General features: G+C 64.7%; 21 protein-coding genes. 7 read left to right on the top strand and 14 right to left on the bottom strand.

The features are described 5' to 3' along the window. Nucleotides 1-937, top strand: a 937-nt coding sequence (locus tag ALC15_RS21085) for a molybdopterin cofactor-binding domain-containing protein (protein WP_157860922.1), incomplete at its 5' end; no start/stop codon positions are given. 472 nt (nt 938-1,409) lie between these two features. Here ALC15_RS21085 and ALC15_RS21075 read toward each other — a convergent pair. The 3 genes from ALC15_RS21075 to ALC15_RS21065 all read right to left on the bottom strand — a co-directional run bounded on the left by ALC15_RS21075 (nt 1,410) and on the right by ALC15_RS21065 (nt 4,332). Continuing rightward, nucleotides 1,410-3,140, bottom strand: coding sequence for a methanol/ethanol family PQQ-dependent dehydrogenase (locus tag ALC15_RS21075; RefSeq protein WP_050628903.1), 1,731 nt, complete (start codon nt 3,138-3,140; stop codon nt 1,410-1,412). Nucleotides 3,141-3,211: 71 nt separating this feature from the next. Beyond that, the gene (locus ALC15_RS21070; protein ID WP_050628902.1) at nt 3,212-3,859 is read right to left on the bottom strand and encodes a QcrA and Rieske domain-containing protein; all 648 of its coding nucleotides are present in this window, start codon (nt 3,857-3,859) and stop codon (nt 3,212-3,214) included. Between the two features lie 137 nt (nt 3,860-3,996). Further along, on the bottom strand, nt 3,997-4,332 hold the full coding sequence (locus ALC15_RS21065) for a hypothetical protein (protein WP_050628901.1): 336 nt from the start codon (nt 4,330-4,332) through the stop codon (nt 3,997-3,999). 62 nt (nt 4,333-4,394) lie between these two features. Between ALC15_RS21065 and ALC15_RS21060 the strand changes: the two genes are divergently transcribed. Both ALC15_RS21060 and rpoH read left to right on the top strand, forming a co-directional pair. Further along, nucleotides 4,395-5,375 carry an RluA family pseudouridine synthase gene (locus ALC15_RS21060; protein ID WP_050628916.1) on the top strand — a complete coding sequence of 327 codons (981 nt, stop codon included), beginning with the start codon at nt 4,395-4,397 and terminating at the stop codon, nt 5,373-5,375. Between the two features lie 216 nt (nt 5,376-5,591). Continuing rightward, nucleotides 5,592-6,488 (top strand): RNA polymerase sigma factor RpoH, encoded by an 897-nt coding sequence (rpoH, locus tag ALC15_RS21055; protein ID WP_021077401.1) that lies wholly within the window; start codon nt 5,592-5,594, stop codon nt 6,486-6,488. Nucleotides 6,489-6,634: 146 nt separating this feature from the next. On the opposite strand, the gene ALC15_RS46375 is transcribed toward rpoH, so the two are convergent. Further along, nucleotides 6,635-7,462: an autotransporter outer membrane beta-barrel domain-containing protein gene (locus ALC15_RS46375; RefSeq protein WP_050628900.1), complete on the bottom strand. Its 828-nt coding sequence runs from the start codon at nt 7,460-7,462 to the stop codon at nt 6,635-6,637. Between the two features lie 39 nt (nt 7,463-7,501). After that, entirely contained in the window at nt 7,502-9,802 is a 2,301-nt protein-coding gene (locus ALC15_RS46370) for an autotransporter-associated beta strand repeat-containing protein (protein WP_244486180.1), read from the bottom strand. Between the two features lie 495 nt (nt 9,803-10,297). On the opposite strand from ALC15_RS46370, the gene ALC15_RS21040 reads away from it, so the two are divergent. Then, on the top strand, nt 10,298-11,119 hold the full coding sequence (locus ALC15_RS21040; RefSeq protein WP_050628898.1) for a phosphotransferase: 822 nt from the start codon (nt 10,298-10,300) through the stop codon (nt 11,117-11,119). 51 nt (nt 11,120-11,170) lie between these two features. Here ALC15_RS21040 and ALC15_RS21035 read toward each other — a convergent pair whose 3' ends face one another. The 4 genes from ALC15_RS21035 to ALC15_RS21020 all read right to left on the bottom strand — a co-directional run bounded on the left by ALC15_RS21035 (nt 11,171) and on the right by ALC15_RS21020 (nt 14,870). After that, the gene (locus ALC15_RS21035; RefSeq protein ID WP_050628897.1) at nt 11,171-11,791 is read right to left on the bottom strand and encodes a peptidoglycan recognition protein family protein; all 621 of its coding nucleotides are present in this window, start codon (nt 11,789-11,791) and stop codon (nt 11,171-11,173) included. A gap of 36 nt (nt 11,792-11,827) precedes the next feature. Beyond that, nucleotides 11,828-13,042, bottom strand: a complete 1,215-nt coding sequence (locus tag ALC15_RS21030; RefSeq protein ID WP_050628896.1) for a GGDEF domain-containing protein — start codon at nt 13,040-13,042, stop codon at nt 11,828-11,830. Nucleotides 13,043-13,752: 710 nt separating this feature from the next. Then, nucleotides 13,753-14,364, bottom strand: coding sequence for a LysE family translocator (locus ALC15_RS21025; RefSeq protein ID WP_050628895.1), 612 nt, complete (start codon nt 14,362-14,364; stop codon nt 13,753-13,755). A 104-nt stretch (nt 14,365-14,468) separates the two neighbouring features. Beyond that, the gene (locus tag ALC15_RS21020) at nt 14,469-14,870 is read right to left on the bottom strand and encodes a response regulator (RefSeq protein ID WP_050628894.1); all 402 of its coding nucleotides are present in this window, start codon (nt 14,868-14,870) and stop codon (nt 14,469-14,471) included. A 154-nt stretch (nt 14,871-15,024) separates the two neighbouring features. Between ALC15_RS21020 and ALC15_RS21015 the strand changes: the two genes are divergently transcribed. Then, entirely contained in the window at nt 15,025-15,909 is an 885-nt protein-coding gene (locus tag ALC15_RS21015) for an SDR family NAD(P)-dependent oxidoreductase (RefSeq protein WP_050628893.1), read from the top strand. 216 nt (nt 15,910-16,125) lie between these two features. Here ALC15_RS21015 and ALC15_RS21010 read toward each other — a convergent pair whose 3' ends face one another. The 4 genes from ALC15_RS21010 to ALC15_RS21000 all read right to left on the bottom strand — a co-directional run bounded on the left by ALC15_RS21010 (nt 16,126) and on the right by ALC15_RS21000 (nt 18,730). Beyond that, nucleotides 16,126-16,974 (bottom strand): FRG domain-containing protein, encoded by an 849-nt coding sequence (locus ALC15_RS21010; protein WP_050628892.1) that lies wholly within the window; start codon nt 16,972-16,974, stop codon nt 16,126-16,128. A 94-nt stretch (nt 16,975-17,068) separates the two neighbouring features. Continuing rightward, complete coding sequence (locus ALC15_RS21005) at nt 17,069-17,875, bottom strand: lytic murein transglycosylase (RefSeq protein WP_050628891.1); 807 nt, start codon at nt 17,873-17,875, stop codon at nt 17,069-17,071. A gap of 55 nt (nt 17,876-17,930) precedes the next feature. After that, a complete protein-coding gene (locus ALC15_RS43390; RefSeq protein ID WP_347336305.1) occupies nt 17,931-18,137 on the bottom strand; it encodes a DUF817 family protein in 207 nt (68 codons plus the stop codon). A 182-nt stretch (nt 18,138-18,319) separates the two neighbouring features. Next, nucleotides 18,320-18,730, bottom strand: coding sequence for an ester cyclase (locus ALC15_RS21000; RefSeq protein ID WP_050628890.1), 411 nt, complete (start codon nt 18,728-18,730; stop codon nt 18,320-18,322). Nucleotides 18,731-19,164: 434 nt separating this feature from the next. Here ALC15_RS21000 and ALC15_RS20990 point away from each other — a divergent pair, with 434 nt between their 5' ends. Beyond that, entirely contained in the window at nt 19,165-21,984 is a 2,820-nt protein-coding gene (locus tag ALC15_RS20990; protein WP_128089544.1) for a CHAT domain-containing protein, read from the top strand. A gap of 183 nt (nt 21,985-22,167) precedes the next feature. Continuing rightward, a complete protein-coding gene (locus ALC15_RS20985) occupies nt 22,168-22,404 on the top strand; it encodes a hypothetical protein (RefSeq protein ID WP_050426044.1) in 237 nt (78 codons plus the stop codon). Nucleotides 22,405-22,572: 168 nt separating this feature from the next. Here ALC15_RS20985 and rpoD read toward each other — a convergent pair whose 3' ends face one another. Continuing rightward, nucleotides 22,573-24,705, bottom strand: a complete 2,133-nt coding sequence (rpoD, locus tag ALC15_RS20980) for an RNA polymerase sigma factor RpoD (RefSeq protein ID WP_050628887.1) — start codon at nt 24,703-24,705, stop codon at nt 22,573-22,575. Nucleotides 24,706-24,836: the final 131 nt, after the last annotated feature.

Below are 24,836 nucleotides of genomic sequence, written 5' to 3'. Positions count from 1 at the left end.
CTTCCTGCACACGGTCTCGGTGGAGCGGATCGAGGCCGGCCTCGACAAGAGCGGCAAGGTGATTGCGTGGCGGCACCGCAGCGTGGCGCCGACCATCGCTTCGACCTTCGCCGCCGGCGCCAATCACGAAGCGCCGTTCGAGCTCGGCATGGGCCTGATCGACAACCCGTTCGAGATCGCCAACCTGCAGTGCGAGAATCCGGAAGCCGCCGCGTTCACGCGGATCGGCTGGTTCCGCTCGGTGTCCAACATCCCGCGCGCCTTCGCGGTGCAATCCATGGCCGCGGAGATCGCGCATGCGACGAACCGCGACCAGAAGGACATGCTGCTGGAGCTGATCGGATCGCCCCGGATCGTCAATTTGTCCTCGGTGAAGGATCCCTGGAACTACGGCGAGCCCTATGAGAGCTATCCGATCGACACCGCGCGGCTGCGCAAGGTGGTCGAGCTGGTCGCCGAGAAGGGCGAGTGGGGCCGCACGGTGCCGAAGGGCCACGGCCTCGGCATCGCCGTGCACCGCTCGTTCGTCAGCTACATCGCGACCATCGTCGAGGTGGCAGTCGACGACAAGGGCAAGTTCACGGTGCCGCGGGTCGACACCGCGATCGATTGCGGGACTTACGTCAATCCGGAGCGCATCCACTCGCAGATCGAAGGCGCTGCGATCATGGGGTTGAGCCTCGCCAAATACGGCGAGATCAGCTTCAAGGACGGCAAGGTGCAGCAGAGCAATTTCGACGACTTCCCGGTGATCCGGATCGACGAGTCGCCTGCGATCACCAACGTCTACATCGTGCCGCCCGGCGCCGACACGCCGCCGAGCGGCGTCGGTGAGCCCGGCGTGCCGCCGTTCGCGCCGGCGCTGATCAACGCGATCTTTGCCGCCACCGGCAAGCGCATCCGCGCCCTGCCGATCGGCAAGCAACTGGAGATCTGACGCAGGAACGTTCGGCGAAGCTGGCGGTTCTCATCGACATTCTCGGGAGGAGATCGATGAGAACCCCGCCTCAAACATTCGGGACGCTCGCGGCAACCCTGTCCGCGGGCGCTTTCTTTTTGCAGCACAGGCGTTCGCACAAACAGCTTCGCCGCCGAGCACGACGGCAACGCGTCCGGCCAAGGTGCTGCCCGACCAGAGCTCGGTTCCGAGCAACGGCCCACCATCGACCACCGACCAAACCACCGGTGAGGCCAGTCGTGATCCGACGATCAAGAAGATGAATGACGACGAGAAGCGGAAGGTCGACGAGAAGGGAAAATAGCCGAATGGGCGGACCGGGAAGCGGCGGTCTCCCCAGCCGCCGCTTCCCGATCGCATCGCCCCCTGTCGGTCGAACCCGAAAGCCGATCAAACCAAACAGCCCGAGCTTCGGTCCTGATTTGGTCAGAACCGAGGCCCAGGTCGTGCGCTACTTCTTGTCGAGCGCGAACACCCAGATCACGCCGCCTTGCGGGACGTTGTTCTCGAAGCCCTTGACCTTGCCGGCCAGCGCATCCTGGATACGCTGCGCGTCGACGCCCCAGCCCGACTGGACCGCGATGTACTGCGTGCCATCGACCTCATAGGACATCGGCATCGCCATGATGCCGGAGTTGGTCTTCTGCTCCCACAACAGCTCGCCGGTCTTGGCGTTGAAGATGCGGAAGGCGCGGTCGTTGGTGCCGCCGGCGAGAACCAGATCGCCCGCGGTTGCCGTCACCGCGCCGAACAGCTGCGACGTCTTGTAGTCGTGCTGCCAGACCTTCTTGCCGGTGGCCGGATCCCACGCCTGCAACTCGCCGAAATGATCGGCATTCGGCGCGGGGATCAGTCCAATGTCTTCAGGCTTGGTGCCGAGCCAGAGCTGGCCGGGAACCAGCGGCTGCTTCTCGCCCGTGAAGCCGCCGCAGAAGTTCTCGTTGGCGGGAACATAGACCAGCTTGGTGTTCGGGCTATAGGCCGCCGAGGGCCAGTCCTTGCCGCCCCACAGCGACGGACAGAACTCGACCCGCTTGCCGAGCACGGGCTTGTGGTCGGGATCGAGGATCGGCCGGCCGGTCTCGGCCTCGACACCCTTCCAGACATTGGTCTTCACGAACGGCCAGCCGGCGACATAGTTGATCTTGTCCGGCTTGCGCTCCAGCACCCAGAAGATCGCGTCGCGGCCCGGATGCACCAGGCTCTTGAACGACCGTCCGTCGCGCTGCATGTCGATCAGCATCGGCGCATCGACCTCGTCCCAGTCCCAGGAATCGTTCTGGTGATACTGGAAGTGGGTCTTGATCTTGCCGGTGTCGGGATCGAGCGCGAGCACCGAACTGGTGTAGAGGTTGTCGCCGGGATGCATCGAGCCGGGCCACGGCGCGGCGTTGCCGACGCCCCAATAGACCGTCTTGGTGTCCTTGTCGTAGGTGCCGGTCATCCAGGCCGATCCGCCGCCCGACTTCCAGTCGTCGCCGCTCCAGGTTTCGTGGCCGGGCTCGCCTTCGCCGGGGATGGTGAAGGTGCGCCACAGTTCCTTGCCGCTGTTCGCGTCGAACGCGGCAACATAGCCGCGCACGCCGAACTCACCGCCGGAGCCGCCCACGATCACCTTGCCGTCGACGGTGAGCGGCATCAGCGTCATGTACTGACCCTTCTTGTAGTCCTGGACCTTGGTGTCCCAGACCACCTTGCCGGTCTTGGCATCGAGCGCGACCACATGATCATCCGTGGTGGCGAGATAGAGCTTGTCCTCCCACAGGCCGACGCCGCGGCTGGTCGGATGCAGCTGGAACAGATCGTCGGGAAGCTGCCGCTTGTAGCGCCAGTATTCTTCGCCGGTCTTGGCGTTGAGCGCGATCACCTGCCCCATCGGGGTCGCGACGAACATCACGCCGTTGTTGACGATCGGCGGCGCCTCATGGCCTTCGATCACGCCGGTCGAGAAGGTCCAGGCCGGCTTGAGGTCTTTGACGTTGGATGTGTTGATCTGATTGAGCGGACTGAAACCCTGTCCGTCATAGGTCCGGCGATAGAGCATCCAGTTGCCGGGTTCGGGATTTTCGAGGCGGGCAGACGTCACCGGACTGTAGTTTTCGATCGGCCCCGCGACGGCATAGGTCGAAATGAGGCACGTGAATGCGACACAACTCGACAGTAACCACTGCTTGCTTGTCATGAGATGCTACCTCCCTGCTCTGTTCTATTTTTTCAGTTTTATTTAGATCATGCAGAACTCCCGATGTGGTCTCATCCTCCCTGCTGAGCACCCACCTTTCCGACGAATGGCGCTGCGACCGTGATCGCGCCGTCGGCAACCGTCAGCGGCAATGCCGCGAGGCGACGTGGCGCCGGCCCGAACACGACCTGCGCATCCTGCCGCGGATCGTATTCGGAGTTGTGACAGAGACATTTCAGAACGTTCTTGTCGCCCTGATTTTCCTTCACCCAGGCGGTGATCGGACATCCGGCGTGCGAGCAGATGACGGAGTAGCAGACGATGCCGTCAGGTGCGCGCGCACGCGTGGCGTCGTCGAGCTCTTTCGGATCGAGCTTGACGAGCACGACCTCGTTGAGCCGCGAGCCCTTGCGGACGACTGAAGTCGTCGGGTCTTTCGGCCAGGCGCGGATCGGCGGACCGCCCAGCGTCAGATCATCCGACTTGATGACCTGTCCGGCCTTGTCGCCTTCGGCGCGCACCAGCTGATCGGCTTTTTGCGGCCGCTCACTGGCGCCGGGCTGATCTTCATCGTCGGCGGCCGCGGGCTCGATCGCGGCGAGACAGGCGCAGCCCGCGAGCGCGGTCAACACCGCGCGGCGCGTCGGATCGGTGCACGACCCCACTGCATCGGATTCACCGGACTGTTCGATGGAAGCGCTGGGGTTGGATTGCTGCATGGCGCAAGCTGAACGTGCAACTCGGCCGAAAAGATGGCGGCACACCTTCTCGATGCGCGAACGCTGGCGCAAAAACTATGCAGAATATGCTTTGCAGCTTTTGGTTCATCCAGCGCGCGGCTTCGCGATTGCGAACGTCAGGGCTCGTTGACGAAGCTCAGCCTGCCGGCAGGTTTCAGCGTCTTTGCATCAAATGTGCGGATCTCTGTTGCACCGCCTATATCAAGCGTAAGCACCAGCCGGTCGCCGGCGACGGCGGTCGCGACGATGCGGGCGCCCTTCGGCAGCGCAGCAGTGACATCGGAGACCGAAACAGGGCTTCCCTCGCTGCGATAAAGGCGGTAGCCGATGGCGATCAACACGACGGCCACGGCCAATGCCGAGGTCAGGCCCGCGATCAGCATCATGCGCCGCACCCGCGCGATCAGCGCGGCCTGGTCGGGGGTCGGTTCGGTCACAGCGGTGTCGGTCATCACAAGGCTCTATATCTTTGCAAGTTACTTCGCAGCAGGTCTCATCGAATGGCGGTCGGAAGCTGGAGGTCATCGTCGCGGGCGACGAGGGCTCGGCCCGGCTTGACCGCGTGCTCGCACAGCGCACTCCGGAGCTGTCACGGTCCCGGCTGAAGGCGCTGATCCTCGCCGGTTCCGTGACCGTCAAGGACGCCGTCGTCCGCGACCCCGCTTATCATGTCGCCACGGGCGATACGATCATAATCGACGTGCCGGAGGCCGCGCCTGCCGAGCCGAAGGGTGAGGACATCGCGCTCGATATCGTGTTCGAGGACGACGACATCATCGTCATCGACAAGCCCAGGGGCCTGGTCGTGCATCCGGCGGCCGGCCACGCCACGGGAACACTGGTCAACGCGCTGATCTCCCATTGCGGCAGCAGCCTGTCCGGCATCGGCGGGGTCAAGCGGCCGGGCATCGTGCACCGGCTCGACAAGGACACCACGGGCCTGATGGTGGTCGCCAAGAACGACCAAGCCCACCAGTCGCTCACCGCGCAGTTCGCCGACCACGGCCGCACGGGGCCGATGGAGCGCGGCTACATGGCGTTCGTCTGGGGCGTGCCGAACCGGCCGCACGGCACCATCGATGCGCCGATCGACCGTCACCCGCATGCCCGCGAGAAGATTGCGGTGCGCCAGGGCGGCCGCGAGGCGATCACCCATTTCGAGGTGCTGTCGAGCTTTGCCGGCCGCGACGGCAAGCCGGTCGCCTCGCTGCTGGCCTGCCGGCTCGAGACCGGGCGGACTCACCAGATCCGGGTCCACCTCGCCCATCTCGGTCATCCCCTGATGGGCGATGCCGTCTACGGCCCGCACTTCAAGACCAAGGCCGGCCATCTCGGACCGGAAGGTAAGGACGCACTCACCGCCCTCGACCGGCAGGCCCTCCACGCCTATCTGCTGGCATTGGAGCACCCCCGCACCGGGGAACTTTTACGCTGGGAGTCGGCCCTGCCGGAGGATTTGCTTCTCCTGGAACGGGCGCTGACAGCGGCGGTATGACGCACCCCTTCTGGAAAAGTCCCGTTATGACAATAGGTTATACCTGCCACACGGGGACGTGACGTCAGCAATCCTTCCCTATCACGGACCGTTTAGTGTATGTTGCACCTGCGCTGAATATCCAGCGCGGAACATCGCAGCATGGCCGGCTTTAACCCAGCGGCCACCTGCCGGGCCCGCCGCTATCGGGGGTCTGAACCACTGGAGGGCGCTCGAATGGCCCGTACAGCTACGTTGCCGGTTCTCAATGGAGAATCTGGCCTTTCACGTTACCTCGCCGAGATCCGCAAGTTCCCCATGCTGGAGCCCCAGCAGGAGTACATGCTCGCCAAGCGTTGGCGCGAGCATGACGATCGCGACGCGGCGCATAAACTCGTCACCAGCCACCTCAGGCTCGTGGCCAAGATCGCCATGGGCTATCGCGGCTACGGCTTGCCGATCTCCGAGGTCGTCTCGGAAGGCAATGTCGGCCTGATGCAGGCAGTGAAGCGATTCGAGCCCGAGAAGGGCTTCCGTCTCGCCACTTACGCCATGTGGTGGATCAAGGCGTCAATACAAGAGTACATTCTGCGTTCCTGGTCGCTCGTGAAGATGGGCACCACCGCGAACCAGAAGAAGCTGTTCTTCAACCTGCGCAAGGCGAAGAGCAAGATCTCCGCGCTGGAAGAGGGTGATCTCCACCCCGACCAGGTGAAGCTGATTGCCAAGCGCCTCGGCGTGACCGATCAGGACGTGGTCGACATGAACCGCCGCCTCGGCGGTGACGCGTCGCTCAACGCCCCGATCCGCGACGACGGCGAAGCCGGCGAATGGCAGGACTGGCTGGTCGACAACTCGCCCAACGCCGAGGCCCTGATGGCCGAAAGCGAGGAGTTCGATCATCGCCGCCAGGCCCTGAACGGTGCGATCGGCGTGCTCAACCCGCGCGAACGCCGCATCTTCGAGGCGCGGCGCCTGGCCGATGAGCCGATGACGCTGGAAGACCTCGCCGCCGAATTCGGCGTGTCGCGCGAGCGCGTGCGGCAGATCGAGGTCCGCGCGTTCGAGAAGGTGCAGTCGGCCGTCAAGGGCACGATCGCCCGGCAGGAAGCAGCTCTCGAAGCCGCGCACTAACCGCGCGGCGAACGAGCCAACAGACACGAAAGCCGGCGGCAACGCCGGCTTTTTTGTTGCCTGTAGAATGGGTTGGATCAACGGGTCCGCGCAGCACGAGATTGGTGGGTGGCGCTTCTCGTCGGCTAAAGGGCCAAGAGCAGACATCACCACGCGTAGCGCACGACACCTTTGCCGGCGTAGCTCTCTGTCACGTTGGAGAACTCGCCTTCGAAGGTGACCGCCGCCGACCAGCCATTCAGCCATTTCTTCTCGACCGTGGCCGTCACCAGCGCCGAATCCGATGCCTGCCTGGCGCCGTTCACGACGAAGCTTGCACCGGGCAGCGTTTGGAAGGTCGCCGCGAGGGAGCGATCCGGATTGAAGTCATGCGCCCACGCGACGCGGCCGCGCAGTGCCACGATGCCATCTGCCACGGCAAAGGACTTGTCGGTGCGAAGTCCGAGCTCGCTACGCGTGTCGGTCACACTCGTCGCATTGTAGGCAAGCGCGAAGGTATTGGCACCGACGATGGCTTGCTCGGCATAGTTCGGCATGTCGAACGTCGTGAACTGTCCGGCCACATAAGGCGTCCAGCCGAAGCCTTGCGACACGAAGCGATAGCCGCCCTCGATGCGTCCGCTCCACGCATTGGCATTGAACCGAGCGCGCAGCTGATCGACGCCAGCCACTGTCACGGCGCGATCCGTCGTGATGTCCTGCCAGCCATAGGCCAACGCGCCGGCGAGGTAGGCCGCACCGACATTGTGCCGAACGAAGACACCGGCCTGGAACAAGTCGGAGCGGCCGGTGCCGAGGCCATTGACGGCGAAATTGGTGCCGCCGCCGCCCAGCGCAAAGCCGGCGATGGTATCGGCCGAGAAACGATAGTCGGCGCCGACGGCCGTCCCGTAGATGCTGCTGCGAGTATCGTTCGATCCGGTCACCGCGTTGCCGTCGGTCCGTTGCGAACCGCCATATCCCGCCGCCCACACGCTCCAGCGCTGCTCGGGGGTTGATGCGACAGGTGGTGCCTAGGTGTAGACGACGGCATAGGCATCGCGCTCGCTCTTGGCGCCCCGCTTCGCTGCATACGCCATACTTTCCTCGGCATAGCCAGCCGTACTGCCACCAGCGCTGAGAGGGTCGCCGCGGCCCGCGATGAAGGAATCGGTTAGCACGCCCAGGAACTGGTTCATGGCGTCGAAGGTCGTTTGCTGCGAGGTGGTCGCGCCCTCACCCGAGAGCTGAGTCAAGCCAGAGGGAGTCAACGCGCCAAACACGATCGGAATGCTGCCGTTGCGATTGAAGAAATTGATGATGGCGTCGGCGGCGCTCTGCTGGTTGGCACTAAACCTGCCCCCTGGCGGCGGCACAAAGTTGAGTGGAAGATTGAGGAAGGCATGCGTGCCGTCATAGCTTAGGGTCGGGGTGAATCCGGCTGGCAAGTTAGTATCAGCCAGCGAGCTGAATGTGCCGTTGATACCGCCTGCCGCATTCACGATGGTGTATCGCTTGGCGACATAGGTGCCCGAAGAAAAGACAGCCTGTACCGAGGCGCCGCCCAGCGTCGCCGATCCAGTAACATTCACGAACGAAGCGGTCGTTGGGTTGATCGCCACCTGATAGAATGCCCCGGACGAGAACGCGAGGCTGCCGTTGATCGTCATCGACGCACCCGGTGTGCCGCTGCCCGGCGCAAAAACTGCGCTATTGCCGATCGCGACATTGCCGGCGACCGAACCGATGCCGAGGAAGGCACCGCCCGTGTTGTTGACGTTGCCGGTCCACGTCCCATTGTTAGTGATCGTGCCTGTGTTGCTCGCGACATTGGCGAAATAAGCGCCGTTGTTGGTCACCGTCCCGGCATTACTCAGATCGTCGTGCATGATACCACCTGCCGTCACGGTGATGGCGCCAGTCGCCGCGTTGGTGACTGATCCGAATGTCGCCGAACCGCCGCCATCGACCACGAAATTCGCCGTGTTCGTCAATGACGACGAGTTAGCGATCGAGCCGCCGTTGCCGATCTCGAGCGTGCCGCCGTTCACGGTGGTCGCGCCGGTATAGGTGCTGGCACCCGTCAAGGTCAGCGTCCCGGTACCTGTCTTGACAAAAGCCGTAGAGCCGAGGCCGTCCTGAATCGTGCCGATAAATGTGCTGTTGGTGTTGTCACTTCCTGCCGACAGAGTTGCGGTCCCGGGACCACTGTTTGTGACTACACCGCCCCATACCAGCGACCCAAGCGAGTGATCGACGCCGTTGAGGTCGAGCAATGCAAAAGCGTTGACGGGGATATGTGCAATCCACGCTTCGTTCTTTCCGTTGGGATCAATGCCATTCCCCACGATAACCGTTCCATCAGCCGAAACACCTTGGGCTGTCTGCAGACTCCAATTCGTCGGGCCGTAACCTCCTGCGCTCAGAATGGCAGGGATTGATTGTATTCCCGTCGCTTGTGTCCATCGATAGGCCTGAAAATTAGCACTGCCGCTCGTGCCGACAATGACCGAGCCGTCCGCATTGATTGCATTCGCTTGACTAAAGGTAGCTCCCGGTAGAGAGCCGATGGCGACCATGCCCGTGGCCGCGGTCCATCGAAAGGCTTGGTCGCGACTGGAACCAATAATGACGGACCCGTTTGCGCTGACAGCAGTTGCGGTGCTGTTGTTGGAGCCCGGTAGAAAGCCAAGACCGGTCATGCCGGTCGTTGCGGTCCATCGAAACGCTTCATTGGTGTTGCTGTAACCGACGACGACAGAGCCATCTCCGCTCACGCCGTTCGCAACTCCTCCGGTGGCGCCTGGCAAAGTGCCAAGGTTGACCATGCCCGTAGATGCAGTCCAGCGAATGGCTTGCGCACAACACCCGGCTACAGCACTGCCAACAATGACGGAGCCGTCTGCATTCGTTGCAGCGGCAAAATTGTTGCTGTTGCCTCCGGGTAAATCTCCGAGGCCTGCGAATCCAGTGGCTGACGTCCACTTGAATGCCCTCGCACCCGTGGCGCTATTGAGCAGTGCGCCGGATCCCACGAACGTCGTGCCGTCGCCACTCACTCCCAACGCCCGGCTCATGTCACTGCCGCTTGGAAAGCCCAGAGCGACGATCCCAGTCGATGCGGTCCAGCCAAACGCTTCAGAGTTGCCGCTAGTCTCTTGGCCGATTGGACGTAGATTTCCAGCCACCGTCCTTCCATCAGCGCTCACACCAGCAGCTTCGCTGTAGTCAAATCCTGGCAAGAATCCCAAACCTTGAAAATTCTGAGCACGGACGGGTACGGTCGCCAGCAACAGCCCGACCGCAAAGAAAAGCGCCTCGGATTTTCGTGCCAAATGACGCCCCTCTCTCTCGGCCAAGCAAATGTATCGAGATTTTCCAGCGGCGCATATCGGTTGTTGCTGGCCGGACAATGTTATTGGGGTTGTGCGACGACGCTGACGTGTTCGCCTTCGATTCGACTGTGTGCACTCGGAGCGAGTCGCAATGCTCCCAAAGCCCGTTCGCGTCAAAAGCCGCAAATCGCTGAGGCCGGTCGGGTTTCCGCTTCATTCCCCGAAAGCAGGGGCTTCGGATTTCAATGACCCCGCGTCCAACCCGCCCCACTCGCGCGCCTCCAGGGCTGGCTTTTGGCATGATGTTAGAGCGGCGCTCTTAGCCATGTCGGCCAAGGCCAGAACCGGACTTGTCCCAAACCGCGCATCGCGTCGCGATTCTGGCAAACACCGTGACCTGGGACAAGCCACGATCATGGCTGGCAGCCAAGAGCGCGGAAGCATTCTCTTTTGCCCGCCGCCGGTGTTTCGTTGCGACCGGCGGGAGGACGGGCGATGCGGGGATCCCTCGGCGAGAAGATCAACCAGGGCGGCACGGCTGATATCCACGCCTGGGCGCCGGGTCGGGTCGTCAAGCTGTTCAAGGAAGGTTTTCCGCCGCGGCTCGCCAAGCAAGAGGCGCGGATCGCCCGGGCGGTCTTCGCCGCCGGCGTGCCTGCACCGGAAGTTTTCGGCGAGGTGACGATCGACGGACGCTTCGGCATCGTGCTCGCCCGCCTCGACGGACCGACACTGCTGCAGCTCACGCGCAGCGGCGGCGTGACGTTTGCCCAGGCGGGCGCGATCCTCGCGTCCCTCAGCCTGTCCGTTCACAGGATGCCGCCACCGCCGGAAGCGTTCTTCCTGCGCGGCTGGATGGACACCTCCTTCAGGCTCGCGGGCGACATCGTGCCCAAGCACATCGCCTCCGGCGTTCTCGCGCTGATCGACCGCCTGCAGCAGCCGGGGGACCCCCTGTGCCACGGCGACATCCACCCCAACAACGTGATCATGACGGCGGACGGGCCGCGGCTGATCGACTGGACCTTTTCGATCCGCGCGCCTGCGGCCTTCGATCACGGACACTTTCACATCAACCTGACCGAGCTCGCTCTCGACATCACCGACAATCCGCAGCGGCCGCTTGCAGTCCATGCGGCCGCGCAATCCGAATACGCACGGCTGTCCGGCCAGCCGGAAGCGGCGCTGAGGCAAGCGACGGAGAGCTGGCTGCCGATCGCGATCGTCCGCTACTTCCTGCTGATGGGCGGCCCGACCAGCGAGCGATGGCGGCGGATGATGCAGCGCGCCGAGACGGCCCTGCGCCCGCAGGACTGAATCCTCAGTGGCGCGCGCGTGGCCGTCGATGCGGCTGCCGAGTGTCCACCCCTACTCGCCCCACTCTCGCGCCATGGTCGCGAGCGCGCAGCCCTCGCAGTAGCGGGCGTCCTTGAAGTCGATCCAGTTGTGGGCATAGACGCGATCGAGCGGAATGCCGTAACGCGCGCGCAGCACCTTCAGCAGCACGCGCCAGGCCGAAACTTGCGCGTCGGTCGGGCCCTTGGTGACGTCGGGATAATTGCCGGCGAACTCGACGCCGATCGAGGTGTCCTTGTTGACCTGGTGATAGGTCTTGCTGTTGTCGATATACTTGTTGTCGTTGCGATCGGCGCCGTCGGTGTGGGTCGGAACGAGGTTGTCGGCGACCGCCCAGTAGACCGTGCCGTCGGTTTCGACCCAGACCATGACGCCGCGCCGCGTCGGGTTCTTGTGCTGCTCTTGCGCGCCGTAACGTGCCGAGCCCTGCGGCCCTTCGGTCTGGTGCACGATGATGTTGCGCCAGGGATGCGCCTTGGCGACGTCGCCCCACGGCGACAGCCACACCATCTTCAGTCCGGGAATCTCGGGCGTGCCCTGCGATCGGGCGATGACGGCGAGATCAGGGGGTTCGGCCAGTGCGGCGGAGGAGATCACGAGCGCAAGGAGCGCGGTGAGCAGGCGAGGCATCATGACGACGGGATCCAGTGGCGTCCCTCGTTAGCACACTCAGGCGCGCTGGCGCAGGCTCGCCTCCAGCGCATCGACCATCTCGGGCGGCAGCCTGGGCTCGTAGGTCGCATAGCCGTTCTTGCCGCCCTTCTTGGCGTCGTACAGCGCGTGGTCGGCGGCGGCGATCAGGCGGTCGGGATGCATGCCGATCTCGCGGGTCCATTGCGCAACCCCGATCGAGACCGCGATCGGAATATCGCGGCCGGTGCACTGCTCGGCGTCGGCGCGACAGACCTCCAGCACGCGGCGGGCGATCATCGCGCCCTCGCGCAGCGTCGAGGACGGCAGCACGATGCAGAACTCGTCGCCGCCGGTGCGGGCCAGCATGTCGCCCGGGCGGAGCCTGGTCTGCGCCATCAGCGTGAAGTGCTGCAGGCAGGCATCGCCGGCGGCGTGGCCATGGGTGTCGTTGATGCCCTTGAAGCCGTCGAGGTCGATCACCAGCAGCGCGAACGCCTCGCCGTTGCGGTCGGACCGCGCGCATTCCTCGGTCAGCCGCTGCACCAGGTGGCGGCGGTTGCCGACGCCGGTGAGATCGTCGAGCAGCGCGAGGTCGGCGACCTCGTTGCGCAACCGGTCGATCGCCATCAGCAGGAAGCCGAAATTGAGCGCCATCGACAGGAACACCATCAGCAGGATCACCAGCGACTGGCCCGCACTGAAGCGAACGAAGGAGTACTCGCCGGGCTGCAGCAGGGCGCCGACCAGGCGCAGCGCATAGATGCCGATCAGCACCGAGGCGACGACGCCGGCAAGCCGCGCGCCGGGGCTGACGCGCCCGTTCTCGGGCGACAGCAACAGCTTCAGCGTCAATGCGAACGGCATGACCTGGGCGACGGTATAGACCAGGATGCGCATCGGCAGGCTGTCATAGGCAAAGATGAAGACGCCGAGGCCGGCAAACGCGAACGCGGTGGACAGCGCGGTCCTGCGCCAGCCCACCGGCTTGCCGTAGAAGCGCTCGATGCCCATCGCGGCAAGGCCGGCGGCGAACACCATCAGCGTCCCCGCCGCCAGCAGCGGCAACAGCGAGTCCGTCATCATCACACGGAGCATCGCGCAGGCGGCGCCGGCGGACGCGACGAAGGCGGACGCGGTCCAGAACCGCGCCGCGCCGAAAGCTGGATAGCTTTGCGCGACATAGGCCCAGATCAGGCCGAGCGCGAGAAAATTGATAATGAATACCGTCCAAAGCGTCGGAACGCTCAACATCGCCCCTGTTCGAGACCGGTATCGGCCTCGCCTCCCCTGAAATGACCGCCACCCCTTAAGGCGTTTCCCCCAACGACAATCCCCGTTGTCTTGGCGGCAAGGATGCGGCCGCGCGGCTTAACGGACTGTCACCGCCGCGCGCCATTCCGTGCTGTGGTTTTGAATTGATGAAGAACCGCGCATCGGCCGTTCGCGCATCGTTAAGCATGACCGTCACGGCTGCGCCGCGGCGCGCGACACGCCGACGCTGGCGAAAAACTGGCGAAAACACGTAACAGCTGTGGATAACACGATGACGGCGACGTGACAGCACGCGGCAGCCGCCTCCGAATCTGCTGAGTTTGATACTGAGGATGTTGCGAGGCTGGCCCTCCGCCAAGCATGCCTCGGAGTCGCGTTCAATCCATGAAACCCTGAGAGGATACTATGGCTAAGAAAGCGAAGAAGGCGAAGAAGGCGAAGGCGAAAAAGGCCACCAAGAAGAAGGCCGCCAAGAAGTAACGAATTCCAGCCCGGGTAGCGGCTCCTGCCCTGCCCGGGCACTCGGCCCCGGGGCCGCCGGTCGAAACGACGCCAGCCCCGAACTTAGCAACCTCACATTCACCAATTCGATCGGCCCCGCCAGATGGGGCAAGGCAGCAGGCGCAAGGCCTGCTTTTTATTGCCTGCCTCTGTCTTGTTGCCAGCCTCGGCCGCAAGCGAATACGGCTTCAGCGCTCCGCGAACGCGAGCTTGGCGCCGAGTACGGCAAAGCCCGCGGCAAAGCTGCGCCTGAGCCAGGCCATCACCTTCGGCCGGGTGATGACGCGGTCGCGCACCGACGCTGCGAACAGCCCGTAGACCGCGAACACCGCAAAGGTCATCGCCATGAACACGAAGCTGAGCTCGACCATCCGCGTCAGCGGATGCGCCTCGTCGACGGCGATGAACTGCGGCAGGAAGGCCAGGAAGAAGATCGACAGCTTCGGATTGAGGATGTTGATCAGGATCGCGGTCACGATCACCCGCCCGCTCGAGCGCGGCTTGATCTCGGTGTCGACGGCGAGCGCGCCGTGCTCGCGCAGCGCCTGCCAGGCCATGTAGAGCAGATAGACCACGCCGCCCCATTTCAGCGCCGCGAACGCCATCGCGCTGGTGTGCAGGATGGCGGCAAGGCCGAGCATCGCCGCGATCATCTGCGGCAAGATCCCGAGGGTGCAGCCGAACACCGCCGCCACGCTCGCCCGCGAGCCCCGAGTCAGTGCCACCGCCAGGGTGTAGAGCACGCCGGTGCCGGGCGAGGCGACCACGATCAGCGTGGTCAGCAGGAAGGACCAGGTCATTTCAAATCCTCGAGGGGACGGGACATGGTCCGGCAATATCACGGCGCCCGAGCAGGCGGAAGCGGCCGCCGGCCGGCCGCCCTTCGCCCGCGCTGACAACGCCGTTATGCGGACCTCACCCCGCCGCCCGACAGCGCCGACGCCTTGGTCTCGGCGAGGCGGATCACGTCCAGCGGCGCCCAGGGCTTGGCCCAGAACAGGGCGCCGTCGGGCAGCCGCTGCCGCAGCGGCTTGCCTGAGGTGACGATCACGTCGAGATCGGGTTTGTACTTCTTGGCGACATGAGCGAGCTCGACCCCGGTCATGTTGCCGGCCAGCTCGACATCCGTCAGCATCAGCACGACATTGCCGCCGTCACCCCGCAGGACCAATTCTGCGGCCTCCGCGCTCTCGCAGGAGATCACATCGAAATCACTTTCCTCGAGCAGCAGGCCGATCATCTCCCGCTGCATCGGGTCGTCTTCGACAACCAGCGCCTTCGCACGATAGGGCCTCGACTGTCCCATGGCTGGGCCTCCCTCATTGATCGCGGTTTCGAAAACGAGCACAGATTAAATGCCTAAAATCGCTGGATGGTTCGGTTCCAATTTGAGAAAAGCGAGGAAACCTGTGTTCCCGTGCGGCAACCGCCACCCCTCGTCGAGATGGAGCTGACCCGACATGACCGCGATCTCTGGATCCGCCGCCGCCGTGACCGGAGCTGCCAGCGGCATCGGCCGCGCGCTCGCGCTTGAACTGGCGCTCCGCGGCTGCGATCTCGCGCTCGCCGACCGCGACGAGGGCGGCCTGCAGGCCACCGCCGCCGAAATCGCCAAAGCGATCGAGATCGCCAGAGCGGGCCCGCGCAAGGTCATCGTCCACCGCGTCGATGTCAGCGAGCCCGACCAGATCACCGCGTTCGCAGCAGCCGCCGGCGCCGCGCATCCCGGCCTCAACATCGTCGTCAACAATGCCGGCGTCGCGCTGCTCGGCGAGTTCGGCGAGATCGACCAGGCGCAGATGGAGTGGCTGTTCAACATCAATTTCTGGGGCGTGGTGCACGGCACCCGCGCCTTCCTGCCGCTGCTGTCGCAGCGGCGCGAGGCGCATATCGTCAACGTCTCCTCGATCTTCGGCATCGTCGCCCCGCCCGGCCAGAGCGCCTATTGCGCGGCCAAGTTCGCGGTGCGCGGCTTCTCCGAGAGCCTGCGCCACGAGCTTGCGATGGCCAACAGCCCGGTGAAGCTCTCCGTCGTGCATCCCGGCGGCATCGCCACCAACATCGCGCGCAACTCGCGCACCGGCAGCGGCGTCACCGACAACGCCCGCCGATCCGAATCGATCGAGCGCTTCGAGACGCTGGCGAGGACCACGCCGGCGGCCGCCGCGCAACGCATCATCACCGGCATCGAGAAGAACCAGCCGCGCATCCTGATCGGCAAGGACGCCATCTTCATGGACCTGCTGCAACGCTTCCGCCCCGCGACCTATTGGAAGGTGATGCAGCGGCAGATGGAGAAAACGGCCGCAAGGCGGATCGCGCGCGATGCCGCGCGGGCGGGTTGATTGCACGACGGCAGCGGTGCCGCACACGATCTGTCGTCCCTGCCTAGTGCGGAATTGCGCACGGGAGCAGAGACCCATAACCACAGGGTCGCGTTGGTGAGCACGCTGGGGCCATAGCGTCAGGCACAACGGGCAGTCGTGGTTATGGGTCCCGGGTCAAGCCCGGGACGACACCGAATGTGCCGGGCGATCGGTGAGTCACACATCCCAGGCGGATCACCCGCCGAGCTGCTTTTTCACCCCGAGCGCCAGCCGAAACAGCGGATCGCTCCGCTCCGACGGATGGAGCGCGCTTCGCGTCACCTGCGGGAAATTGTCGTTCTTCCAGAACGAGGACGGCGCGAACGAGAATTTGGCGACCAGCCGCCGGCCGAAATCCATCTCGTAGGGGAAATAGTTTTCCTTCTGCTCGGTGCCGGACATCTCGGGATATTCGCCGAGCAGATAGCCCTCCTGGATATGCGGCCGCACCGCCGACGGCGGGCAGACGCTGGACAGCCGCACGATCTGCAGGCCGGCTTCGGCGCTCGCCGTGATGGCGCCGCTCAGATTCGGCACGCCGAGCACATAGAGGAAGGCGGTGCCGGTCTCCGCCAGCGAGGCGAACGAGGCGGCAATGCGGATCGAATGGGTGACGTCGAGCAGCGGCGTGGTGCAGACCTCGTAATGCTGCAGGATCGACCAGCGCAGGATGCGATGCCGCTTCAGCCGCTCCAGCCCGAGCAGCTTCGCTCTGCCATACTCCGCGATCAGGACCTGCTCGGCGCGCCGCAAGGCCTCGAACCGCGTCGCCAGCGTCGCCTGATCCGGATTGCCGCGGCCGCCGCGGAACAGCGTCGGCTTCAGCGACGAGTTGCGCTTGATGTTCCTGAAGTCGGCGCCCTGGCCGCGAAACAGCAGCACATGGTCGCGGTTGAGGAATTGCAGCTCGGCGATCTTGGTCGCAAGCTCGAGATAGGAGCCGACCCGATGCCCCGGCCCCTCCCGCACCGCCGAATTCTTCGCGATCTGGCATCCCCGGCGGTCGAAGAACGACCAGATCTTTTGGCTGCCGATGGTTTCCATGGGATGCCCTGCAGATATGCGGCTCGAGATCCCGGGTTCTCGCTTCGCGAGCCCCACAATACGCAATTGCGCATTGGGGATGACCGCAATGCCGTCACCGCCCGACGAGCTGATCGGCAAAATACCCGATGGTCTTGCGATAGATCACCGCCCTGTTCCACTCGCGCATCGCCTCGAAATTGGCGCTGCCCTCGCCGTAGGGCGCGCCCATCTTGAAGCCGTTCGAGTGCAGGAGGTTCGCGGTCGAAGCCAGCACGTCTGGCACCGAGTGGCGCAGATCGACATGGCCGTCGCCGTCGAAGTCGACGCCATACTTGATGTAGGATGACGGCAGGAACTGGGTCTGGCCGATCTCGCCGGCATAGGCGCCGATCATATCATTCAGACGAAGGTCGCCGCGTTGCAGGATCTTGAGCGCGGCGAGCAGCTCGCCCTGGAACAGGTCGGTGCGGCGGCAATCATGCGCCAGCGTGGTGAGCACGCGAAACACCGGCAGCTTGCCCATGTCGCCCTTGCCGAAATCGGTCTCCAGCCCCCAGATCGCGACCAGTATCTGACGCGGCACGCCGTATTGCGCCTCGATCTTCGACAGCAGCGCGGCGTGACGCTGCAACATGGCGCGGCCGCCATTGATGCGCCCCGAGCCGACGCGGGTTGCGACATACTGCTCGAAGGTCTTGTTGAAGGTGTAGCGCTGCCGCCGGTCGAAGGCGAGCACCCCGCCATCCTGCTGCACCCCGCCGAGCGCCTGCGAGATCACGTCCTGCTGGATGCCGGCCGCGGCCGCCTCCTGCGAGAACGACTGCACGAAGGCGGGAAAACTGCCGCCGCAGCGGGCGGCATAGGAGGGGGTGGCAAGCAGCAAGGCGCCGAACATAACCGCCAAACGACACCTGAGCATGCAAACATCCCTCCAGCTTCGAATGGCCGATCATGCCATGGAGCAAACGAGGCCGTCAAAGCGTCGGCACCGACATTCCGCCCGCGGCCGCGTCATCCCGCCGTGGTGTCTCGCCCCTCCACGTCAGCGGCGCATTGACCAGGCTGACCAGCGTGTAGCCGATGACAAGGAGCAGGAACCAGGAGCCGAGCTTCTCGATCGAAACCATCGACCAGCCGAGCCGCGGCGAGGGATAGAGCCAGGTCTTGGTGAAGGTGCCGATGTTCTCGGTGAACGAGCAGCAGCGGCATCGCGCGATATTCGGCGGCGATGAAGCGGCGCAGCGGCAGCCAGTTGGCCGCCGCGCTTGCGATCGGTTTGGTGGGACCTGTCAGCCTGTGATGCACACCGCTTGGGATGCCGACAGATCACGGTCGCAGCGCGGCGGAGTTGTGCAGAATTCCCTCAATCCTTGAGCTGACGCTCGAGATCGACAAAGTCGATCTCGGCCCAGCGCTCGGAGATCTTGCCGTCGTGAATCCGCCAGAACGTCATGCCGCGGAATTCGACATGGCGGCCGGTGGGCGCGATGCCGCGCCACGGGCTGCGGTGCCGGCCGCGCCAGACGAAGCGGCCGGCGACGATGTCGCGCTCGGCCACCAGGCATTCGGCCACCGCCGACAGGTCGGCGAAGGTCTCGTGCATCGCGGACGCATGCGCGATCACCTCCTCGGCGCTCATCCGCTTGCCCACGGCATGGTCGAAATAGTCGGATGCGAGCTGGGCGCGGATCGCGTCGGGATCGAGACGATTGGTCACGGCGTCGTAATGCGCGAGCACGAGCGCCTTGTTGGCGTCGCTTGTGGCGTTGGACATCGGCGATCGGCTCTCAAGAAAAAAGTTGTATGAAGCTAAGGATGCGCCTCATACGCGAATCTGAGGGGATGGTGCAAGTGACGAAGGTCAGAAAAATCAATGCTTTCGGCGCTGGCGCGTTTCGGCTTCGAAGCGAAAGGCGGTTGCCGCGAAAATCCGCTCGCTGGCGGTAACATCATCCGATGGCTCCATCATGCCGCTGGCATGCAAGTAGCCGACGCACCACACGGTGCATCTCAGCGCGCGTGCGTGAACGCCGGAGCCGCCGGCGGCGACCAAGAAGGCACCAGCCCGGCAAGCCGGTTCCGCCCGCACGGCCGGCCGCCGTGTCTTGTTCACGCAAAGGCGCGACGATAAAGCCGGGCAAGCTGCCGCAACGACGCCGTCATTTGGGGATGCATCCGGTGACGAATTGAAATGAGGATGTGCTGCCGATGACGATCGCCTTGGGTTTCGCACGCGTGCGCAGGGCCGCCGCATCGCTTGGCATCATCCTCGCGTTCGGCGCTGTCCTGACCGGACCGGTCGACAGTGCAGCCGCGCAGGACTCCCGCGCCAGGCGAGCGCCGGCGCAGGGCGCAAACAGCGTGCCGACAGTCACTGCGCAATTGAAGAACGCCATCGCGCTGACGCGCAGCGGCAAGATCGACGAAGGCTTTGCGCAGCTCAATGCCGCGCTCGACGCCACCGACAGGCTCGACGATGCGCAGTTCGCGATGGGGCAGTATTTCGAGGCAACTGCGACGCTGCGCGCGGTCAAGCGCGACGATCTTGCCGAAAAGCTGTTCGTGCGCGCATTCCAGAGCAAGGCGGCGGCGCAATCGACACCCGGCAAAGCCGACCTGCTGCTGATGTACGCCATCCTGGTCTCCGACCACGCCAGGATCGCCGAAGCGGTTCCGCTCTACATGAAGGCGATCGCGGCCTTCAACGCCTATTGGGGCGAAGGCTCCGAAGTGTCGCTGATCGCCAACGACAAGCTCGCGGTCGCACTGTCGGCCAACGGGTCGGCGGCGTCCGCGACCAACCTCGGCTGGCATAATTTCGTGCTTGCAGAGAAGACGCTCGGGCCCAACCATCGCACCACCTGGAAACTCGCCAACAATTATGCCGACATGCTGCGTGAGATCGGCGCGCCGGCGAAGGCGCTCGAGCTCGACCTGTTCGCGATCGAGGGTCGCGCCAAGCATTATGGCGAGAACCATCTCAACACGCTGGTCACGGTCAACAATGCCGGACAGGATTTCCTCGCGCTCGGCCGCTTCGACGACGCTCGCCGCTATTTCCGCCGGCATCGGGCGATCGCGACCGCGCTCGCACCAAAGGACCCGGGTTTCGCGGGACAGGCCGATGCCTGGCTGTTCTACACCGACATGCTCGCGGCGGGCGACACAGCGATCTCGCCGGCCGACCTGGAACGACTGGAGGCGATCGTCGCCAATGAGGAGAACTTTGCCGATTTCCTCCGCATCAAGGCAGCTGTGCTGGCCGCCGGCAAGCGCGAGGCGCGCGGCGAACGCGACAAGGGCATGCGGCTGCGCGAAATTGCGTTGGCCATCGCAACCCGCGCCTTCACCGCGCAGCATCCAATCTCCTTCGAGATCAAGCTCGGCATCGCGACCGCGTTGATCGCTGTCGATCCGAACCGCGCGGTGCAGAACTTCACCGCGCTCGACCGTGAGATGTTCGACTGGATGAAACGCGAAGTCGGCACCGCGGGCGATCGTGCCGTCGCGGAGGCGATCCGCGCCCAGGCCGACCATCTGCTGTTCGCATTCGGCCGCTTCGCCACTGGCGCCGGCTCCACGGTGGCGCAGCCGGCCTTTGCCGCCGCCGTGCTGCGCTGGAAGACGCTCGGTGGCGGCGACGCCACCGCGCTGCGCCGGTTCGAGACCGAGGTCGCGGATAAGGACGCGGAGACCGCGGCGCTGGTGCGCACGGCACTCCGGCTCAACGGCGAGAAGCAGGAGCTGTTCTCGTCGGGCAATATCGACGACTGGGCGAGATCGGTGTGGCAGCGGCAGGACGCGGCCGAGAAGGCGCTGGCCAAGCGGCTCGATGCGATCGGCGTGAAGCCGCCGCAAGACCCGATCCGTCCCGCGCAGCTGCTCGCCCCGCAGGAAGCCGTCGTCAACTACTTCATCACGCGGCAATGGAAGGCGGACCGGCAGTCGAAGGAGCCGCTGGCAGCGACCGTGCTCTACGCCATCGTCGAGACCGCAACCAGCGAGCCGCGCGTGGTCGATCTCGGCGATCCCGGCAAGACGGTCGACACCGGCGTGCGGACCGAGATCGCGCGGCTGCGCACGACACGGGCCACCGTCCCCGATATTGACGCCGGAGGCTCCGACACCAGGGCGCTCGACACCAAGGGCCGCTTCCAGAACCTGCACGCGCGACTGTTCGCGCCGCTGGAGGCCATGCTGAAGGACAAGACCACGCTCTACGTGGTGCCGGACGGATTCCTGTTTGCGGTGCCGTTCTCGCTGTTACCCGGCGCCGACGGCGGCCTGCTGGAGGACAAGTTCACGATCCGGCTGCTGACCAGCCCCGATGCGCTGATCGCGATCCATGCCCGCGAGAAGCTCGAGCGGACCGGCGCGATGCTGCTGGCCGGCGGCATCGAATACGGCCAGCCGGGGCCGATGCCGCTGCCCGGCACCAAGACCGAGATCGAGGCGATCGCCAAACTCGCCCGCGCGCGCGGCGCCCCGGTCGAGATGCTGACCGGAAGCGGCGTCAGCGAAGCCGCATTGCGCGAGGCGATCGGCAAGGCCCGCATCGCACATCTGGCGACCCACGGCTTCTACCACGACAGCACCGCGTCCGGCCTCGATACGCTGTGGCAGAGCGGCATCGTGCTGTCGGGCGCCGGCGACGGCCGCTGGCCGCTGCGCGATGACAAGGACGGCTATCTCTATGCCTTCGAGCTGATGGACTGGGACCTGTCCGGGCTCGATCTGCTGGTGCTGTCGGCCTGCGAGACCGGCCGCGGCGACGAGAGCTTTGTCAGCGGCCTGCGCGGGCTGCCGACCGCACTCGGCATCGCCGGCGCCCGCCGTGCGCTGCTGACGCTGTGGCCGGTCGCCGACGAAGGCACCGCGAACTTCACCGTGCGCTTCTACGAGCACCTCGCCGAGGGCCTGACCTATTCCGATGCGCTGCGCCAGACCCGGCGCGATGCGCGCGACGGCAAGGTCGCGGGCGCCAAGGACGCCAGCGTGTGGGCGGCGTTCGTGCTGTTCGAGGGCTGAGACGGACACCGGACGCCAGAGAACGGTGGACATCTCGCGGGCCGTTGTCAGCTTGACATGTCGCCGGATTACGTCCGATCGCATCGCAAGGGCGCTTCGCCGCCGGATTGCGCAGGGCAGCCCAGCGCGCAAACGCGCGGGATTTGCTTTGACAGCCTTGCCGCGATCGGGGACAAGCCGCGCATGCCGAAAAAACCCGGGACCAATCCCAAAGGCGAATTCGCCTTCTTCAACGTCTTCTATGAAGACGGCTCGCAGCGCTCCAACCGCCGCGTGCCCTCGGAGCTCATTGGCGGCCTCGACGGCGACGAGCCGGTGCGCGCCTTCCTGCGCGACCAGGACCGCGAGATCGCCGAAAAGGGCGGCCGCCCGCCGCTCGAGATCAAGTCGATCGAGCGGGTTGGCGCAAAGAAGAAGTAGGCCGGCGCGGCGCGAGCCATCCGCCCGCTCGGTCATCTCCCATTGCCACTTCTTCCGTCATTCCGGGGCGCGCAGCGCGAGCCCGGAATGACGACGGGACAATGATCAGCCAACAAACAAAAACGGCGGGCCCAGGCCCGCCGTTCTTGTTTCGATATATCGACTGAATCAGTTGTCGAGGAACGACCGCAGCTTGCGCGACCTTGACGGGTGCTTCAGCTTGCGCAGCGCCTTGGCTTCGATCTGGCGGATGCGTTCGCGGGTGACCGAGAACTGCTGGCCGACTTCTTCCAGCGTGTGGTCGGTGTTCATGCCGATGCCGAAGCGCATGCGCAGCACGCGCTCTTCGCGCGGGGTGAGCGAGGCCAGCACGCGCGTCGTGGTCTCGCGCAGGTTGGACTGGATCGCCGCATCGATCGGCAGGATCGCGTTCTTGTCCTCGATGAAATCGCCGAGATGCGAGTCTTCCTCGTCACCGACGGGGGTTTCGAGCGACAGCGGCTCCTTGGCGATCTTCAGGACCTTGCGGACCTTCTCCAAGGGCATGCCGAGCTTCTCGGCGAGCTCTTCCGGGGTCGGCTCACGGCCGATCTCGTTGAGCATCTGGCGCGAGGTACGGACGATCTTGTTGATCGTCTCGATCATGTGCACGGGGATGCGGATGGTGCGGGCCTGGTCGGCGATCGAACGGGTGATCGCCTGCCGGATCCACCAGGTGGCGTAGGTCGAGAACTTGTAGCCGCGGCGATATTCGAACTTATCGACCGCCTTCATCAGGCCGATATTGCCTTCCTGGATCAGGTCGAGGAACTGGAGGCCGCGGTTGGTGTACTTCTTGGCGATCGAGATCACGAGACGGAGGTTGGCTTCCACCATCTCCTTCTTGGCCTGACGGGCCTCGCGCTCGCCCTTCTGCACGCCGTGCACGATCTTGCGGAATTCGCCGATCTCGAGCCCGGTGAGCGCCGCCAGCGACTGGATCTCGTGGCGCAGGTCCTTGATGCGGTCCTTCTCGTGATGGACGAAGTTCTTCCAGCCCTTGGCCGAGAGCTTCGAGACACGGTTGAGCCAGCGCGGATCGAGCTCCGAGCCCTGGTAGTTGCGCAGGAAATCCTCGCGCGCGACGCCGTGGCTGTCGCCGAGGCGCAGCAGGCGGCCCTCGAACGAGACCAGCTTCTTGTTGATGTCGTAGAGCTGCTCGACCAGCGAATCGATGCGAGCCTGGTTGAGGCGCAGCGACTTCACCTCGACGATGATCTCGTCCTTCAGCTTCTTGTACTTGCGCTCCTGCGAGGGCGACAGCGATTCGCTCTGCAGCTGGTTGGCGATGTCCTGCTCCTGCAGGCGGCGCAGCTTCTTGTACTCGGACGCGATCTTGTCGAAGGTCTCGACCACCTTCGGCTTCAGCTCGGCCTCGATGGCGGCGAGCGACATCTGGTTCTCGAACTCGTCGTCGTCCATGTCGCCTTCGGCGGCGGCCTCGGCGGGATCCTTCTCCTCGCCGCCGGCTTCACCACCGGCCGGCGCGGCACGGAACGGGGTCGGCGACGGCGGGGCTGCGGGCGGCGCGACATGGGCCGGCGCGCCGGCTTGCGCATCGCCGCCATTGCCTTCAGCGGCAGCGCCCTCGGCACCGTTGTTGCCGATCAGGTTCGGATTGATGCCGCCCTTGGACTCAGGGCCGGCATAGGTCGCTTCGAGATCGATGATGTCGCGAAGGAAGATCTTTCCTTCGTTCAATTCGTCGCGCCAGATGATGATGGCCTGGAAGGTCAGCGGGCTTTCGCAGAGGCCCGCGATCATCGCCTCGCGGCCGGCCTCGATGCGCTTTGCGATCGCGATTTCGCCCTCGCGCGACAGCAGCTCGACGGTGCCCATCTCGCGCAGATACATGCGCACGGGATCGTCGGTGCGCTCGCCGGGCTCCGACTTCTTGACCTCGGTGACGGCCTTCTGCGTGACCTCGACAAGCTCGTTGTCGGTCTCGTCGTCGCCGTCGTCCTTCTCGTCCTCGCCTTCAGAGTCATCCGCCTCGGTGACGTTGATGCCCATGTCCGACAGCATCGACATGATGTCTTCGATCTGTTCGGGCGAGGTCGTATCGGAGGGCAGCACTTCGTTGAGCTGATCGAAGGTCACGAAGCCGCGCTTCTTGGCCTGCTTGATCATCTTCTTCACCGCGGCATCCGACAGGTCGAGCAACGGCGACGGCGCGTCGGCGGAATCCTTCTCAGGAGCATCCGCTGCCTTGTCGTCTTTTTCCTTGTCCTTAACCTGCAGCGTCTTTGCCTTGGTGGCCATTCACTAAGCTCCCGAAACGCGGTCATGCAAAATGGCGCCACGCACGCGCATCCGCACGAAATCTAGATTTACTCTCTCGACGCACAAAGGGCGGCGCAAAATCTCGCCACCCCTGTCATCCGTCTCGACGG

This window comes from Bradyrhizobium viridifuturi (genome assembly GCF_001238275.1).
GTDB lineage: Bacteria > Pseudomonadota > Alphaproteobacteria > Rhizobiales > Xanthobacteraceae > Bradyrhizobium > Bradyrhizobium viridifuturi.
The sequence above is the reverse complement of the archived record's forward strand: the minus strand, read 5'-3'. Positions and strand labels throughout refer to the sequence as shown.

Bases quoted from the DNA above. Each gene is read 5' to 3' on its own strand.
- ALC15_RS21075 (WP_050628903.1), bottom strand. From the start codon at position 3,140: ATGACAAGCAAGCAGTGGTTACTGTCGAGTTGTGTCGCATTCACGTGC.
- ALC15_RS21025 (WP_050628895.1), bottom strand. From the start codon at position 14,364: ATGACCTGGTCCTTCCTGCTGACCACGCTGATCGTGGTCGCCTCGCCC.
- ALC15_RS21030 (WP_050628896.1), bottom strand. From the start codon at position 13,042: ATGTTGAGCGTTCCGACGCTTTGGACGGTATTCATTATCAATTTTCTC.
- ALC15_RS21020 (WP_050628894.1), bottom strand. From the start codon at position 14,870: ATGGGACAGTCGAGGCCCTATCGTGCGAAGGCGCTGGTTGTCGAAGAC.
- ALC15_RS21065 (WP_050628901.1), bottom strand. From the start codon at position 4,332: ATGACCGACACCGCTGTGACCGAACCGACCCCCGACCAGGCCGCGCTG.
- ALC15_RS20990 (WP_128089544.1), top strand. From the start codon at position 19,165: ATGACGATCGCCTTGGGTTTCGCACGCGTGCGCAGGGCCGCCGCATCG.
- ALC15_RS21070 (WP_050628902.1), bottom strand. From the start codon at position 3,859: ATGCAGCAATCCAACCCCAGCGCTTCCATCGAACAGTCCGGTGAATCC.
- ALC15_RS21005 (WP_050628891.1), bottom strand. From the start codon at position 17,875: ATGCTCAGGTGTCGTTTGGCGGTTATGTTCGGCGCCTTGCTGCTTGCC.
- ALC15_RS20985 (WP_050426044.1), top strand. From the start codon at position 22,168: ATGCCGAAAAAACCCGGGACCAATCCCAAAGGCGAATTCGCCTTCTTC.
- ALC15_RS21035 (WP_050628897.1), bottom strand. From the start codon at position 11,791: ATGATGCCTCGCCTGCTCACCGCGCTCCTTGCGCTCGTGATCTCCTCC.
- ALC15_RS21010 (WP_050628892.1), bottom strand. From the start codon at position 16,974: ATGGAAACCATCGGCAGCCAAAAGATCTGGTCGTTCTTCGACCGCCGG.
- ALC15_RS21040 (WP_050628898.1), top strand. From the start codon at position 10,298: ATGCGGGGATCCCTCGGCGAGAAGATCAACCAGGGCGGCACGGCTGAT.
- ALC15_RS21000 (WP_050628890.1), bottom strand. From the start codon at position 18,730: ATGTCCAACGCCACAAGCGACGCCAACAAGGCGCTCGTGCTCGCGCAT.
- rpoH (WP_021077401.1), top strand. From the start codon at position 5,592: ATGGCCCGTACAGCTACGTTGCCGGTTCTCAATGGAGAATCTGGCCTT.
- ALC15_RS21015 (WP_050628893.1), top strand. From the start codon at position 15,025: ATGACCGCGATCTCTGGATCCGCCGCCGCCGTGACCGGAGCTGCCAGC.
- rpoD (WP_050628887.1), bottom strand. From the start codon at position 24,705: ATGGCCACCAAGGCAAAGACGCTGCAGGTTAAGGACAAGGAAAAAGAC.